The sequence below is a fragment of the Jannaschia helgolandensis genome (assembly GCF_900109285.1).
Classification (GTDB): Bacteria; Pseudomonadota; Alphaproteobacteria; order Rhodobacterales; family Rhodobacteraceae; genus Jannaschia; species Jannaschia helgolandensis.
This window is the reverse complement of the sequence record NZ_FNZQ01000006.1, coordinates 164,188-178,067: the sequence shown is the minus strand read 5'-3', so window position 1 is coordinate 178,067 and position 13,880 is coordinate 164,188. Positions and strand designations below refer to the sequence as shown.

Here is a 13,880-nt window from a genome sequence, read left to right as displayed (position 1 = left end):
TCATCCACAAGCATCGCGATCGGGGCGCATGATGGCGTCAGACACCCTCCAGCAGCATGATCTGCGCCTCGCCCGCGCCGATCCTGTGGTTTCGCGCTGCCTGATATTCAGGCGAGTCATAGCAGGCACGGGCGGCCTGCATACTCTCGAACTCGATAATCACGTTGCGCGGACTGCTCTGTCCCTCCAACGCGACGACCTCTCCTCCACGGGCCAGAACCCGCGCGCCATGCTTCTCAAACGCTTCCGTCGCACCCTTTGCATAGAGGGCATAAGGGTCGGGGTCCGTGACCGTCACATGGGCGATCCAATAGGCTTTGGGCATCGTTCGTCTCCTGCCGATTTTTTACCAGTTGATAAAATTTCACTTCGTGGCACTCTGTCCACCACAAAGTTCAATCGGAGAGTGACATGACAGAAGCGATGCGTCAGGACGGAATCCGCGCCGGACGGCTGGCTGCCGAAGATCTGGTCCGCAATTTCGGTGACCTGCATGCACCGCTTGGCGCGCATGAGGCGCTGGTCGCAGCAGATCGCTGTTATTTCTGCCACGATGCGCCCTGCGTGACGGCCTGTCCGACCGATATCGATATCCCGTTGTTCATCCGCCAGATCGCCACCGGGATGGAAGATGCGGCCGCCAAGACCATCTTCGACCAGAACATTCTGGGTGGCATGTGTGCCCGCGTCTGCCCGACAGAGACGCTGTGCGAAGAGGTCTGCGTACGCGAAGTGGCGGAAGGCAAGCCGGTCGAGATCGGGCGTCTGCAACGCTTTGCCACCGATGCGATGATGGCAGCCGGGGAACATCCGTTCGTGCGCGCCGCCGATACCGGCAAGCGGGTCGCCGTCGTCGGCGCGGGGCCTGCGGGACTGGCCTGCGCCCACCGGCTGGCGATGCACGGCCACACGGTCACGATGTATGATGCGCGCCCGAAACCGGGCGGCCTGAACGAATACGGGATTGCGGCCTACAAGACACCGAATGACTACGCCCAGGCCGAAGTGGACTGGCTGCTGAAGATCGGCGGCATCGCGGTCGAGACCGGCAAGGCGCTTGGCGACGGCCTGTCCCTGCAAGATCTGCGCGACGGTTTCGACGCTGTTTTTCTGGGCGTCGGTCTGGGTGGCGTCGGCGCGCTCGGGCTGGAGGGCGAGGCCCTGACCGGCACCGAAAACGCGGTCGATTTCATCGCGGCGCTGCGACAGGCCCCCGATCTGACCGCCCTGCCGGTCGGGCGGCATGTTGTCGTGATCGGCGGCGGAATGACCGCTGTGGATGCTGCCGTGCAGTCGAAACTGCTGGGCGCCGAGACGGTGACGATCGCCTATCGCCGTGGGCAGGACCGGATGCCCGCCAGCCGATGGGAACAGGATCTGGCCGCGACGCATGGTGTGCGCCTTATGTTCGGGGTTATCCCGCAGGCATTGCATGGCGATGACCGCCTTCGTGAAATCGAACTGGCCTACGTCGGGGCCGACATGACGCCGACCGGCGAGACGCAGCGCCTCTCCGCCGATCAATTGTTCCGCGCCATCGGCCAGAAGCTGGAAACGGTGGACGGTCTGGCGCTGGACGGCGGCAAGATCGCCGTGACCGGCGCGGGGCGCACCAGCGTCGATGGCGTATGGGCCGGAGGCGATTGTGCCTCGGGGGGCGAGGATCTGACGGTCACCGCCGTGGCGGAAGGCCGCAATGCTGCGATGGACATTCACGCGGCTCTGACCCAAGGTCGCCTATGAAAAAATCAAAAGCGCAAAACGCCCCCGCCCCCAAAACCCTGAGTGAAAAAGAAATTTCCGAGCGCAATCACGCCGCGCTCGACCGCGTGGCCGAAATGGACGACCCCGACAAGCTGCGGAATCTTATGCTGAATGCCGAGCGCATGGGCGTCGATACCGTGCAGGAAGCCGCTTTTCGCCGCCTCGCTCTCGTTCAGACCGACGTGCAGACGGGTGCCTCGGATACCGAAGCGGGCAGCACTGAATACGATCTCTGGCAGACGATCTTCGCCTATGAGCAGCTTTTGCGCGAAGATCGCGGCAAAGCCGTCCGCCTGACCAAGACACGCACCAAGCTGACAAAATCCGGGGCCGTGAAAGCACTGGAAACCTTCGCCGATGCAACGGACGACACCGGCAGTTTCGATACACTGGTGGCCCGCGGCTGGTCGGACATGACAGGCGAAGCCGTTATCCTGCGCCATGCCGACGATTTCGACGCGGCCACCCGCGACGCCGCCTCCGCCCGGCTTGAAGCCGCCAGGAGCGAGCCGGAGACAAAGGGTGACCCCGAGACAGAGGACGCCTGATTGCGCGCGCGCCAGATCGCGCGAACCGACATGGCGAACCTGAACGCCACCCCGACCGGACAACAGACCGAGGAGAGACCAATGGCCAACCTGACAACCGACTTCATCGGGATCAAATCGCCTAATCCGTTCTGGCTGGCCTCGGCCCCGCCGACCGACAAGGAATACAACGTCCGCCGGGCGTTCAAAGCCGGTTGGGGCGGCGTCGTCTGGAAGACTCTGGGCGCGGAAGGCCCGCCGGTCGTGAACGTGAACGGCCCCCGATACGGCGCGATCTATGGCGCGGATCGGCGGTTGCTGGGGCTGAACAACATCGAGCTGATCACCGACCGCCCGCTGGAGGTAAATCTGCGTGAGATGAAGGCGGTCAAGCGCGACTATCCCGACCGCGCGATGATCGCGTCGATCATGGTCCCCTGCGAGGAAGACGCCTGGCGCGCCATCCTGCCGCGCGTCGAGGAGACGGGCGCGGACGGGATCGAGCTGAACTTCGGCTGCCCGCACGGCATGTCCGAACGGGGCATGGGTGCCGCCGTCGGCCAGGTGCCCGAATATATCGAGATGGTGACCCGCTGGTGCAAACAATACTCGCGCATGCCCGTCATCGTGAAACTGACACCCAATATCACCGATGTGCGCAAACCGGCGGCGGCGGCCCGGCGCGGCGGCGCGGACGCGGTGTCGCTCATCAACACGATCAATTCCATTACCTCGGTCAATCTGGACACGATGTCGCCCGAGCCTTCGATCGACGGCAAGGGCAGCCACGGCGGCTATTGCGGCCCGGCGGTCAAACCCATCGCCCTGTCGATGGTGTCGGAAATCGCCCGCGACCCGGACACCCATGGCATGCCGATCAGCGGCATCGGCGGCGTGACCACATGGCGCGACGCAGCCGAATTCCTGTCGCTCGGCGCGGGCAACGTGCAGGTGTGCACGGCGGTCATGACCTACGGCTTCAAGATCATCGACGAGATGACGTCCGGTCTGTCGCGCTGGATGGACGACAAGGGTTATACTTCTGTCGAAGATGTCGTGGGCCGCGCCGTGCCGAACGTCACCGACTGGAAGCACCTGAACCTGAACTACATCGCCAAAGCCAAGATCGATCAGGACGCCTGCATCTCCTGCGGTCGCTGCTATGCCGCCTGCGAAGATACCTCGCATCAGGCCATCGCCATGTCCGCCGACCGCACCTTCACCGTGATCGACGAGGAATGCGTGGCCTGCAACCTGTGCGTCGACGTCTGTCCGGTCGAGGACTGCATCACCATGGAGGCAATGGCCCCCGGCACAACCGACCCGCGCACCGGCATCGTCGTCAAGGCGGAGCCTGCGGACTGGACGACGCATCCGAACAATCCGGGCGCGGTCGCGGCGGAATAGGCGTCAGCCCGTCAGCATCCGCGTGAACATCGTGGTCAGGTGGGCCTCGGCCTCCTCCCACGGGTCGCGGGTGTCGCCCAGAACGGCGCTGACCTGAACGGCGAAATCGGCATAATGCTGGGTCAGCGCCCAGACCGACATGATCAGGTGGTGCGGCTCCGACGGGGCAATCCGTCCCGCCGCCATCCAACCCGAAATGACGCGGGCCTGCGCATCGACCAGCTTGCGCAGATCACCCGACAATTCCGGCGCCAACACCGGAGCACCGCGCAGAACCTCACCCGCGAACAGGCGGCTTTCGCGCGGATAATCCCGTGCCAGGTGCAGCTTGCGGCGGACATAGGCCAGAAACTCCACAACCGGATCGCCATCCGGGTCCAGCACGCGCAGCGGGTCCAGCCAAGTGTCGAGCAATCGCTCCAGCAGGGCCAGATAAACCGCTTCCTTCGACGGAAAGTAATACAGCAGGTTCGGCTTCGACAACCCGGCCGCATTCGCCAGCCCGTCCAGTGTGGCGCCGGCAAAGCCTTCGACAGAAAACACCTCCAGCCCGGCCTCCAGGATACGCGCGCGGCGGTCGCGCTGGATACGGGTGTCGTCGTTCACCATGCATGGACCTCGGGCGGCAGGACAAAAGCACTGCCGGATATTTGAGCAAGTGCCGGAACGCCGCATCTGGACCCGCGTGCCGGTTGACTGAATTCGACCCTCTGATAGCGTTCATTTGACCAGACGGTCAAATACTCGGGGGACACATGGCAGCCAGCGCAGGACAGAATCTTCGTATCGACGCCGACCGGCTGTGGGACAGCCTGATGGAAATGGCCAAGATCGGCCCCGGCGTGGCGGGCGGCAACAACCGCCAGACCCTGACCGATGCCGACGCCGAAGGCCGCGCTCTGTTCAAGTCGTGGTGCGATGCGGCGGGCTGCACCATGGGCGTCGACAAGATCGGCAACATGTTCGCCACCCGCCCCGGCACCGACCCCGATGCCCTGCCGGTCTATGTCGGCAGCCATCTGGACACGCAGCCCACGGGCGGCAAATACGACGGCGTTCTGGGCGTGCTGGCCGGGCTGGAGGTCATCCGCACCCTGAACGACCTGGACATCAAGACGAAACATCCCATCGTCGCGACCAACTGGACCAACGAAGAAGGCACGCGGTTTGCGCCCGCAATGCTCGCCTCCGGTGTCTTTGCGGGCGTCCACACGCAAGACTGGGCCGAAGACAAGACCGACGCCGAAGGCAAACGCTTCGGCGACGAATTGGACCGCATCGGCTGGCGCGGCGACGAAGACGTCGGGGCGCGTCGCGAGAAGATGCACGCCTTCTTCGAGCTGCACATCGAACAGGGCCCCATTCTGGAAGCCGAGGGCAAGGATATCGGCGTCGTCACGCATGGGCAGGGCCTGTCGTGGACGCAGATCACCATCTACGGCAAGGACAGCCATACCGGCTCGACCCCCATGCCGATGCGCAAGAACGCCGGGCTGGCGATGGCGCGCATCCTGCTGGAAGTGGAGGATATTGCGCTGTCCCATGCGCCCCATGCCGTCGGTGCTGCGGGTCACATCGACGTCTACCCGAACTCGCGCAACGTCATTCCCGGCAAGGTCGTCTTCACTGTCGATCTGCGGTCGCCGGACCTGTCGGTGATCGAGGATATGGAGACACGGCTGGACGCGGCGGCCCGCAAAATCTGCGACGATATGGGAATGGAGGTCGAACTGGAAAAAGTCGGCGGCTTTGACCCGGTGACCTTTGACGAAGGCTGCGTGACGGCGGTGCGCAATGCCGCCGAACGTCTGGGATACAGCCACATGGACATCATCTCGGGCGCGGGTCACGACGCCTGCTGGATCAACCGCGTGACGCCGACCGCCATGATCATGTGCCCCTGCGTCGACGGCCTGTCGCACAACGAAGCCGAGGACATCACCAGGGAGTGGGCGCAGGCCGGGGCCGATGTCCTGTTGCATGCGGTGCTCGAGACGGCGGAGGTTGTCGAATGAAAACCGGATCCCTTACCCGCTCGGCCCTCATTTTCGCCCTGATCTTCTTCGTGGCGAACCTGGCCTTTGATGCGTATCGTGCGGGAGGTGTGACCGCAGGAGCCTTCGGCTCGGCTGTGGTCACGACACTGATCGCCACGGCCCTATATGTGCTGTTCCTTCGCTTCATGTCCCGCAGGAAAGACCGCTCAAAATGATACGCTTCCTCCCGCTTTTCGTCCTCTCCGCCTGTGCCCTGCCCACGGCCAACGGTCCCGTCCCCGACCCCCAGGCATACAGCGTCAGTACGGCCCCCGTCCCCTTCGCCGTCAACCGCCTTCTGCCGCGTGGCGTCACCGTGCAGGACGTCCGCGTCGCCGACAATTGCTACGGCTATCAGTATCAGGGGCAGATCTACCCCGTGCTGATCCCGCGCGGGACGCAGTACTGCCTGTGATGCCAGGGTTGTCCCAAATTGTGCTGATGCTGATTGTCTGGCCCGCCGTCGCGGTCGCCGGGGCCGGGGCGTTCACGGCGGGACAAAGCTGGGACTGGCAGCTTACGGAACCCTTTGACATGACCCGCGACGTGGCAGTCATGGACATCGATCCCGACAACCACGACCCTGCGGAAATCGCGGCGCTGACGGCGCGCGGTATCGCCACCATCTGCTACGTCAGCGTCGGCACGCTCGAGGATTGGCGCGACGATGTGGACGCCTTCCCGCCCGACGTCGTCGGTCGCACCTATGGCGATTGGCCGGACGAGCGGTTCCTCGACATCCGCCGCCTCGACATCCTGGTGCCGATCATGCAGGCGCGGATTGCCCGCTGCGCTGCGCTCGGCTTCGACGGGGTGGAGCCGGACAATATGGACGTCTACGACAATGCCTCCGGCTTCCCGCTGACCGAAGACGACGCCGTGGCCTATATTCGCGCGCTGGCCGATACCGCGCACCGCCTCGGGCTGGCCATCGGACAGAAGAACGCCCCCGGCCTGACGCCCGCGCTGATTTCAGATATGGATTTCGCCATCACCGAAGGCTGCGCACAGGACGGCTGGTGCAGCGCCATGTCGCCCTACATCGCCGCTGGCAAGCCGGTCTTTGCCGCAGAATACACCGACCGTCCGCTGGACGTGGCCGACGTCTGCGCCCAATCTGCAAGCCTCGGCCTGTCGACCATCATCAAGGATCGGGATCTGACCGCCACCCGCCGCGGCTGCCCCGAATGAGGAGGTTTCCATGACCAAAGTCATCAAGAACGGCACCATCGTCACCGCCGACCGGCAATGGAAGGCCGATGTGCTGATCGAGGGCGAAAAGATCGCGCAGATCGGCGAGAACCTTTCGGGCGACGAGGTCATCGACGCCTCCGACGCCTATGTCATCCCCGGCGGCATCGACCCGCACACGCATCTGGAAATGCCCTTCATGGGCACCACCGCCGCCGAGACCTTCGAGTCCGGAACCTTCGCGGCGGCGGCGGGCGGCACCACCATGCTGGTCGATTTCTGCCTGCCGGGCGAAGACGGCTCCCTGCTGAACGCGATCGACGAGTGGGACCGCAAATCGCGCGACCAGATCTGCACCGACATCAGCTATCACATGGCGATCACCGGCTGGAACGAGAAGATCTGGGGCGAAATGGAAGCCGTTGTCAAAGACCGCGGCATCAACACCTTCAAGCACTTCATGGCCTACAAGGGCGCGCTGATGGTGGAGGATGACGAGATGTTCGCCTCCTTCCGCCGCTGCGCCGAACTGGGCGCGCTGCCGCTGGTCCATGCCGAGAACGGAGACATCGTGGCCGCCAAGCAGGAACAACTGCTGGCCGACGGCATCACCGGCCCCGAAGGCCACGCCTACTCCCGCCCGCCGGAAGTGGAAGGCGAAGCGGCCAACCGCGCCATCATGATCGCCGACGCCGCCGGGACGCCGCTCTACATCGTCCACGTCTCCTGCGAACAGGCGCATGAAGCCATCCGCCGCGCCCGCCAGAAAGGCATGCGCGTCTATGGCGAACCGCTGATCCAGCACCTGACGCTCGATGAATCCGAGTATTTCAACAAGGACTGGCAGTATGCCGCCCGCCGCGTCATGTCCCCGCCGTTCCGCAACAAGATGCATCAGGACAGCCTCTGGGCCGGCCTCGCTTCCGGGTCGTTGCAGGTCGTCGCCACCGACCACGCCGCCTTCTCGGACGAGCAGAAGCGCATGGGCGTCGGTGATTTCACCCGCATCCCGAACGGCACCGGCGGCCTTGAGGAGCGCATGGCGATGCTCTGGACCAAGGGTGTCGACACCGGCCGCCTGACGCCCGAAGAATTCGTCGCCGCCACCTCAACCAACATCGCCAAGATCCTGAACATCTACCCGATGAAGGGCGGGCTGACCGTGGGCGGTGACGCCGACGTCGTGGTCTGGGACCCGTCGATCAAACGCACCGTGTCCGTCGCCACGCAGAAGAGCATCATAGATTACAATGTCTTCGAAGGCATGGAGTTGTCCGCCGCCCCCCGCTACACCCTGTCGCGCGGAGAGGTCATCTGGGCCCACGGCCAGAACTCGCAACCGCAGCCGGGACGGGGGAAATTCGTGCGGCGGAACCCGTTTGCGTCCGCGTCGAAGGCGCTGTCGAAGTGGAAGGCGCTGAACACGCCGCGCAAGATCGAGCGCGATCCGATGAACATCCCGGCGGGGGTTTAGGGTTCGCGGAGCTTTGCAGCCCATGCTCTTAAACTGGCACGAGTCATTTCGTACTGTGCGTTCTTCCGCGCTTCAGCCGACGCCGTCCGGCGTCGCGATTCCATGCGAGACTGTCTTATCTTGTTCTTTGTCTGCGCCTTCTCTTCGTCGGAAAGAAAGGCTCGCCCCACAGAAGACTGCGCCTTGGCCTTCTTCTTCCGACGCGCTTTCTTCTTCAGACCCGCGTCATCATGAGACCACGCGTGCTTAGTTTTGAAGCCACTCAATACCGGTCTGCACCTTATAATGGTGGAGCCGCCCAAATAAGTTCCCTTTGCCATGTTTGGACCGTGCCGCATCAGTCAGGAGATTTGCAAGATGAACAGCCCAAATAATGAGACTGTTCCTTCCTATCATCCTGTTCCGGCTGCCTAATGTTGAACCGTGAATGCGCACTTCCTGCCGACTTTATGACTTTCAGCGGGCCCAAAGAGCTACTGGCAATTCAGGTTGCGAGTGGTGGCGGGATCGCCATTGTAGTTGCAGGGCTTAGTCAATGGAGGCCGGATGCCAGATGACGTGATTAATGCCGCGGGTTTGGACCTCACCTTCCCGTCCCCCGACGGTCCCGTTCACGCGCTCTCCGACATCTCGCTGGACATAAACGAGGGCGAGTTCGTCTCCTTCATCGGCCCCTCGGGCTGCGGCAAGACGACCTTCCTGCGCTGCGTCGCCGCCCTCGAGACCCCCACCGGCGGCACCCTCACCGTCAACGGCATGACCCCCGACGAGGCACGGAAAGCGCGCGCTTACGGATACGTGTTTCAGGCCGCGGGCCTCTACCCGTGGCGGACCATCGGCAGGAACATCTCCCTGCCGCTGGAAATCATGGGTTACTCCAAGTCGGACCGCACCAAGCGCACCCAAGATGTCCTCGAACTGGTCGAACTGGACAAGTTTGCCAACAAATACCCGTGGCAACTGTCGGGCGGGATGCAGCAGCGCGCCTCGATTGCCCGCGCGCTGGCTTTCGATGCCAAGGTCCTGCTGATGGACGAACCGTTCGGCGCGCTGGATGAAATCGTCCGCGACCGCCTGAACGAAGAACTCCTCGCCCTGTGGAAGCGCACCAACAAGACAACGCTCTTCGTCACCCACTCGATCCCCGAAGCCGTCTACCTGAGCACGAAAATCGTCGTCATGTCCCCGCGCCCCGGCCGCATCACCGACATCATCGACAGCCCCCTGCCCCACGACCGACCCCTCGATATCCGCGACACGCCCGAATTCCTCGCCATCGCCCACCGCGTCCGCGAAGGCCTGCGCGAAGGGATGGAGGTCGCATGACCCGCGACACCTGGCAGACCATCGCGGACATCATCGTCATCGCGATCTCGCTCTGGTTCCTGTTCTCGGGCAATTTCGATGACATTCCCGCGCGGCGGGTGGTCAGCGCCGTGGCCCTGTTCGTGATCGCCACCTCGGCCTGGCGCATCTTGCGGCGCTGGCGGGCCAGATCGTGACGGATACGCAGATCTCTGCCCCCGGCGCGGGCATCGGGCGGTCCGGCAGGGTCGCGCTGGCCATGCGCGGGATGCACCATCGGCTTGGCCCCGTTCTTGCCGTCGTCGCCGCGCTGATTGCACTCTGGTATCTGGCCGCCATACCGATGAACGCGCAGAACAGCCTGATGCTGGCCGAACGCGAGGGCATCGTCCTGACCCCTGCCACCGCGTCCGAGCGGCGCAACATGAGCGGCTTCGCCCTGACGCTGGCCGAACCATCCCAGGCCGTGGCCCGCGCCTTTGCGCAGGACCGACCCCGCCTGCCTTCGCCGCATCAGGTGCTGGCGGAATTGTGGGACAGCACGGTCAACCAGAACGTCACCTCCAAACGCAGCCTCGTGCGCCACGCGGGCATCACGCTGGCCCCCACGCTCTTGGGTTTCGTGATCGGATCGCTGGCCGGTATCGCGCTGGCCGTGGGCATCGTGCATTCGCGTCTCATGGACCTCAGCGTCATGCCCTGGGCCATCGCGTCGCAGACCATCCCGATCCTCGCCATCGCGCCGATGATTATCGTGGTGCTCAATTCCATCGGCGTGCAGGGGGTGCTGCCCAAGGCGATCATCTCGGCCTATCTGTCGTTCTTCCCGGTCACGGTCGGCATGGTGAAGGGGTTGCGCGCGCCCAGCCCCTCGGACCTCGACCTGATGCGGACATGGAATGCCTCGGCCACCCGCACCCTGCTGTCACTGCGCCTGCCGACGTCGCTGCCCTATCTGTTCACCTCGCTGAAGATCGCGGTTGCCGCCGCGCTCGTCGGCGCCATCGTGGGCGAATTTCCGACCGGCGCCGTGTCGGGCCTCGGCGCGCGGCTTCTGGCGGGCAGCTACTACGGCCAGACGGTGCAGATCTGGTCGGCTCTGTTCGGTGCGGCCATCGTCGCTGCGGCACTGGTGGCGGCCATCGGGCTGGCGCAGCGCGTGACCCTGAAACGCATGGGCTTGTCATGACTGTCGCCGCGCACAGGCCCGCTCGACTGGCCCCGTGGGGTCTGGCCCTCGGCGGGTTTGTCCTGATCGGCGTCGCGTTCCTTGTGGGATGGCAACTGGCGCTTGTGCTCGCGGTCTGGCTGGCACTCTGGGCGGTCAACGTCGGCGTGGCACGGACGACGGCGGGCACATGGGCCGCGCCTGTTCTGTTTGGCCTGACGCTCCTGATCTTGTGGGAACTGACCGTCCGGCTGTTCAACGTGCCCGGCGTCATTCTGCCCGCCCCGACACAGATCGCCGTGGCGCTTGCCGAAAATACCAACATGCTCCGGGCCGATTTCGTCCAGACCGTGCTCAAAGGCGCACTCGGCGGCTGGCTGATAGGCAGCACCGCCGGCATCGCCACGGCCCTTCTGGTGGCGCGCTCCGATTTCCTGCGCCGTGGCCTTCTCCCGGTCGGAAACTTCGTCGCGGCCCTGCCGATCGTCGGCACCGCGCCCATCCTTGTGATGTGGTTCGGCTTCGGCTGGGAAAGCAAGGCCGCCGTCGTCGTCGTCATGGTCTTCTTCCCGGTGCTCGTGAACACCGTCGCGGGGCTTGCCGACACGACATCCATGCAGCGCGACCTGATGCGCACCTACGGCGCCTCCGCGGGACAGGACCTGCGTTACCTCCGCGCGCCCTCCGCCCTGCCCTTCGTGTTCAACGGCCTGAAAATCGCCACCACGCTTGCCCTCATCGGGGCCATCGTCGCCGAATTTTTCGGCAGTCCCACCTTCGGCCTGGGCTTTCGCATCTCGACAGAGGTCGGACGCCTGAACCTGCCGGTCGTCTGGGCCGCAATCGTCGTTGCCGCCGTGACCGGAAGCCTCTGGTACGGGGCCATCGCCATGTTGGAAAAACGCCTGACGTTCTGGCATCCTTCACAAAGAGGGCGGGGATGACATCCGCCCCTGACAAGCGCACGGTCCAACCCGTCCGCACAACAGCAGAGAGAGAGACATGAAACATCTGATAGCTTCCGCAGGACTTGCCGTCGCAGGCCTGACCGCCCCGGCCTTCGCCGATGCGCACGCGAACTCGGTAACCCTGCAATTGCAGTGGGTCACGCAGGCGCAGTTCGCCGGATATTACGTCGCCAAGGACAAGGGCTTCTACGACGAAGAAAACCTCGACGTCACGATTCAGCCCGGCGGCCCCGACATCGCCCCGCCGCAGGTCCTCGCGGGCGGCGGCGCGGACGCCATGCTCAACTGGATGCCCTCGGCCCTGTCGGCGCGCGAAAAGGGCCTGCCCGTCGTCAACATCGCGCAGCCCTTCAAGACCTCCGGCCTGATGCTGACCTGCTGGAAGGACACCGGCATCACCGGCCCGCAGGACTTCATCGGCAAGACCATCGGCGTCTGGTTCTTCGGCAACGAATACCCGTTCCTGTCGTGGATGTCGCAGGAGGGCATCCCGACCGACGGCGGCGACGACGGCGTGACCGTCCTGAAACAGGGCTTCAACGTCGATCCCCTGCTGCAACGTCAGGCCGACTGCATCTCGACCATGACCTACAACGAATACGGCCAGGTGCTCGACGCGGGCGTGTCCGAGGATGAACTCGTCACCTTCAAATACGAGGACATGGGCGTCGCCACGCTGGAAGACGGCATCTGGGTTCTGGAAGACAACCTGGAAGACGAGGTCTTCGTCGACAAGATGACCCGCTTCGTCCGCGCCTCGATGAAAGGCTGGAAATACGCCGAGGAGAACCCGCAGGAGGCCGCCGAGATCGTTCTGGAAAATGACGAAACCGGCGCCCAGACCGAGGCGCATCAGGTTCGCATGATGGGCGAAATCGCCAAGCTGACGGCGGGCTCGAACGGCGCATTGGACGAGGCCGACTACCAGCGCACGGTCGATACCCTGCTGGCAGGCGGGTCCGATCCGGTGATCTCGAAAGCGCCGGAAGGGGCCTGGACGTCGGTGATTACGGATCAGGCGCTGAACTGAGGCTTGGTGTTTGGTGAAGGAGGGGGCGTCTCGCGGGGCGCCCCTTTCCGTTCGGCGGATATGCGCGGCTAATTCGATGACGGCCGATCTCCGGCTCCAGTGGATCAGGGCAAACGCATGAAAGGAACAAAAAGCCGAAAGCAAGGGTTCCGTCCGAGGGCCGGCAAAATCACAACCAACACCGATAGTTGTTCCATCGAAGCGACCCCTGAGGACACCACGCCATGGAAGATCCAATCGTTCCATTCGATTTGATGCGTATGTTCTTCGGGACAGATCCGGCGCTGTTCTACCTTGAGATCGTATTCCGAACTTTCGTGATCTACGCCTATGCCCTTCTTCTGATCCGCTGGGTCGGCGGGCGAGGCATCGCGCAGATGTCGGTAGTCGAATTCCTGCTTGTCATCGCGCTGGGCTCAGCGGTGGGCGATGCGATGTTCTACCCGGAGGTGCCGATACTGCACGCCATGCTGGTCATCACCATCGTGGTGCTCATAAACAAGTTCCTCGATGTTCTGATATTTCAATACAAGCCGATAGAAGAAATCATCGACGGCGTAACGTCAGAGGTAGTCAGCGATGGCGTGATCAATATGGAGACCCTGCGTAAAAGCAAACTCGGCAAAAGCGAACTCTTCGAGGGTCTGCGCGAGCAGGGCTATGTCAACCTTGGCGCCGTGCGGCAGGCATATCTCGAGTCCTCCGGACGGTTAAGCACCTTTCGCGCCAGGCCCCCACGCCCCGGACTGCCGATCGAACCCGCATGGAGTGTATGTCCTCCGGAAAAATTCGGCCCCGGCACGGTCGTTACCGGAACAGGGGCGGCCTGCTGCAAATGCGGCACGGTCATACAAGACTCCGGCAGGACACTGACTGCATGCCCCCGTTGCGGCAACAAGACCTGGACACATGCCGTGCTGGCTGAACAGTACGGCTCTTGACTGCAAATCCGGCTCACAGCCAAAAAATGGCACCGCCGGGTGCCATTTTTCCGCTTCGGGGGGTGAACC

The 13,880-nt window shown here is 63.8% G+C and carries 16 protein-coding genes; 14 read left to right on the top strand and 2 right to left on the bottom strand.

From position 1 onward, the window contains the following. Positions 1 to 37: 37 nt before the first annotated feature. Positions 38 to 325, bottom strand: a complete 288-nt coding sequence (locus BMY38_RS14945; protein WP_092764229.1) for a DUF1330 domain-containing protein — start codon at positions 323 to 325, stop codon at positions 38 to 40. An 86-nt stretch (positions 326 to 411) separates the two neighbouring features. On the opposite strand from BMY38_RS14945, the gene BMY38_RS14940 reads away from it, so the two are divergent. The 3 genes from BMY38_RS14940 (at position 412) to preA (ending at position 3,698) form a co-directional block, all read left to right on the top strand. Next, positions 412 to 1,743 (top strand): NAD(P)-dependent oxidoreductase, encoded by a 1,332-nt coding sequence (locus BMY38_RS14940; protein ID WP_092764227.1) that lies wholly within the window; start codon positions 412 to 414, stop codon positions 1,741 to 1,743. Continuing rightward, the gene (locus BMY38_RS14935) at positions 1,740 to 2,312 is read left to right on the top strand and encodes a hypothetical protein (protein ID WP_245737636.1); all 573 of its coding nucleotides are present in this window, start codon (positions 1,740 to 1,742) and stop codon (positions 2,310 to 2,312) included. The genes BMY38_RS14940 and BMY38_RS14935 overlap by 4 nt, the downstream gene beginning before the upstream one ends. 81 nt (positions 2,313 to 2,393) lie before the next feature. Further along, positions 2,394 to 3,698, top strand: coding sequence for an NAD-dependent dihydropyrimidine dehydrogenase subunit PreA (gene preA / locus BMY38_RS14930; RefSeq protein ID WP_092764338.1), 1,305 nt, complete (start codon positions 2,394 to 2,396; stop codon positions 3,696 to 3,698). Positions 3,699 to 3,701: 3 nt separating this feature from the next. Here the strand turns inward: preA and BMY38_RS14925 are convergent, their stop codons facing one another. Beyond that, positions 3,702 to 4,307 carry a TetR family transcriptional regulator C-terminal domain-containing protein gene (locus BMY38_RS14925; protein WP_092764225.1) on the bottom strand — a complete coding sequence of 202 codons (606 nt, stop codon included), beginning with the start codon at positions 4,305 to 4,307 and terminating at the stop codon, positions 3,702 to 3,704. Between the two features lie 146 nt (positions 4,308 to 4,453). Here BMY38_RS14925 and BMY38_RS14920 point away from each other — a divergent pair, with 146 nt between their 5' ends. The 11 genes from BMY38_RS14920 (at position 4,454) to BMY38_RS14865 (ending at position 13,811) form a co-directional block, all read left to right on the top strand. Continuing rightward, entirely contained in the window at positions 4,454 to 5,713 is a 1,260-nt protein-coding gene (locus tag BMY38_RS14920) for a Zn-dependent hydrolase (RefSeq protein WP_092764222.1), read from the top strand. Beyond that, positions 5,710 to 5,910: a hypothetical protein gene (locus BMY38_RS14915; RefSeq protein WP_092764220.1), complete on the top strand. Its 201-nt coding sequence runs from the start codon at positions 5,710 to 5,712 to the stop codon at positions 5,908 to 5,910. The genes BMY38_RS14920 and BMY38_RS14915 overlap by 4 nt, the downstream gene beginning before the upstream one ends. Continuing rightward, entirely contained in the window at positions 5,907 to 6,149 is a 243-nt protein-coding gene (locus BMY38_RS14910; RefSeq protein ID WP_092764218.1) for a hypothetical protein, read from the top strand. Before BMY38_RS14915 ends, BMY38_RS14910 begins: the two co-directional genes overlap by 4 nt. A gap of 8 nt (positions 6,150 to 6,157) precedes the next feature. Further along, the gene (locus BMY38_RS14905) at positions 6,158 to 6,925 is read left to right on the top strand and encodes an endo alpha-1,4 polygalactosaminidase (RefSeq protein ID WP_245737635.1); all 768 of its coding nucleotides are present in this window, start codon (positions 6,158 to 6,160) and stop codon (positions 6,923 to 6,925) included. 10 nt (positions 6,926 to 6,935) lie between these two features. Beyond that, complete coding sequence (hydA, locus tag BMY38_RS14900; RefSeq protein WP_092764214.1) at positions 6,936 to 8,399, top strand: dihydropyrimidinase; 1,464 nt, start codon at positions 6,936 to 6,938, stop codon at positions 8,397 to 8,399. Between the two features lie 546 nt (positions 8,400 to 8,945). Next, the gene (locus BMY38_RS14890; protein ID WP_092764210.1) at positions 8,946 to 9,725 is read left to right on the top strand and encodes an ABC transporter ATP-binding protein; all 780 of its coding nucleotides are present in this window, start codon (positions 8,946 to 8,948) and stop codon (positions 9,723 to 9,725) included. Next, positions 9,722 to 9,901: a hypothetical protein gene (locus BMY38_RS14885; protein WP_092764208.1), complete on the top strand. Its 180-nt coding sequence runs from the start codon at positions 9,722 to 9,724 to the stop codon at positions 9,899 to 9,901. Before BMY38_RS14890 ends, BMY38_RS14885 begins: the two co-directional genes overlap by 4 nt. A gap of 71 nt (positions 9,902 to 9,972) precedes the next feature. Continuing rightward, positions 9,973 to 10,893 carry an ABC transporter permease gene (locus BMY38_RS14880; protein WP_092764336.1) on the top strand — a complete coding sequence of 307 codons (921 nt, stop codon included), beginning with the start codon at positions 9,973 to 9,975 and terminating at the stop codon, positions 10,891 to 10,893. Continuing rightward, positions 10,890 to 11,816, top strand: coding sequence for an ABC transporter permease (locus tag BMY38_RS14875; protein WP_092764206.1), 927 nt, complete (start codon positions 10,890 to 10,892; stop codon positions 11,814 to 11,816). The genes BMY38_RS14880 and BMY38_RS14875 overlap by 4 nt, the downstream gene beginning before the upstream one ends. A gap of 58 nt (positions 11,817 to 11,874) precedes the next feature. Continuing rightward, positions 11,875 to 12,870 (top strand): ABC transporter substrate-binding protein, encoded by a 996-nt coding sequence (locus tag BMY38_RS14870; protein WP_092764205.1) that lies wholly within the window; start codon positions 11,875 to 11,877, stop codon positions 12,868 to 12,870. Between the two features lie 224 nt (positions 12,871 to 13,094). Further along, positions 13,095 to 13,811, top strand: a complete 717-nt coding sequence (locus BMY38_RS14865; RefSeq protein WP_092764203.1) for a DUF421 domain-containing protein — start codon at positions 13,095 to 13,097, stop codon at positions 13,809 to 13,811. Positions 13,812 to 13,880: the final 69 nt, after the last annotated feature.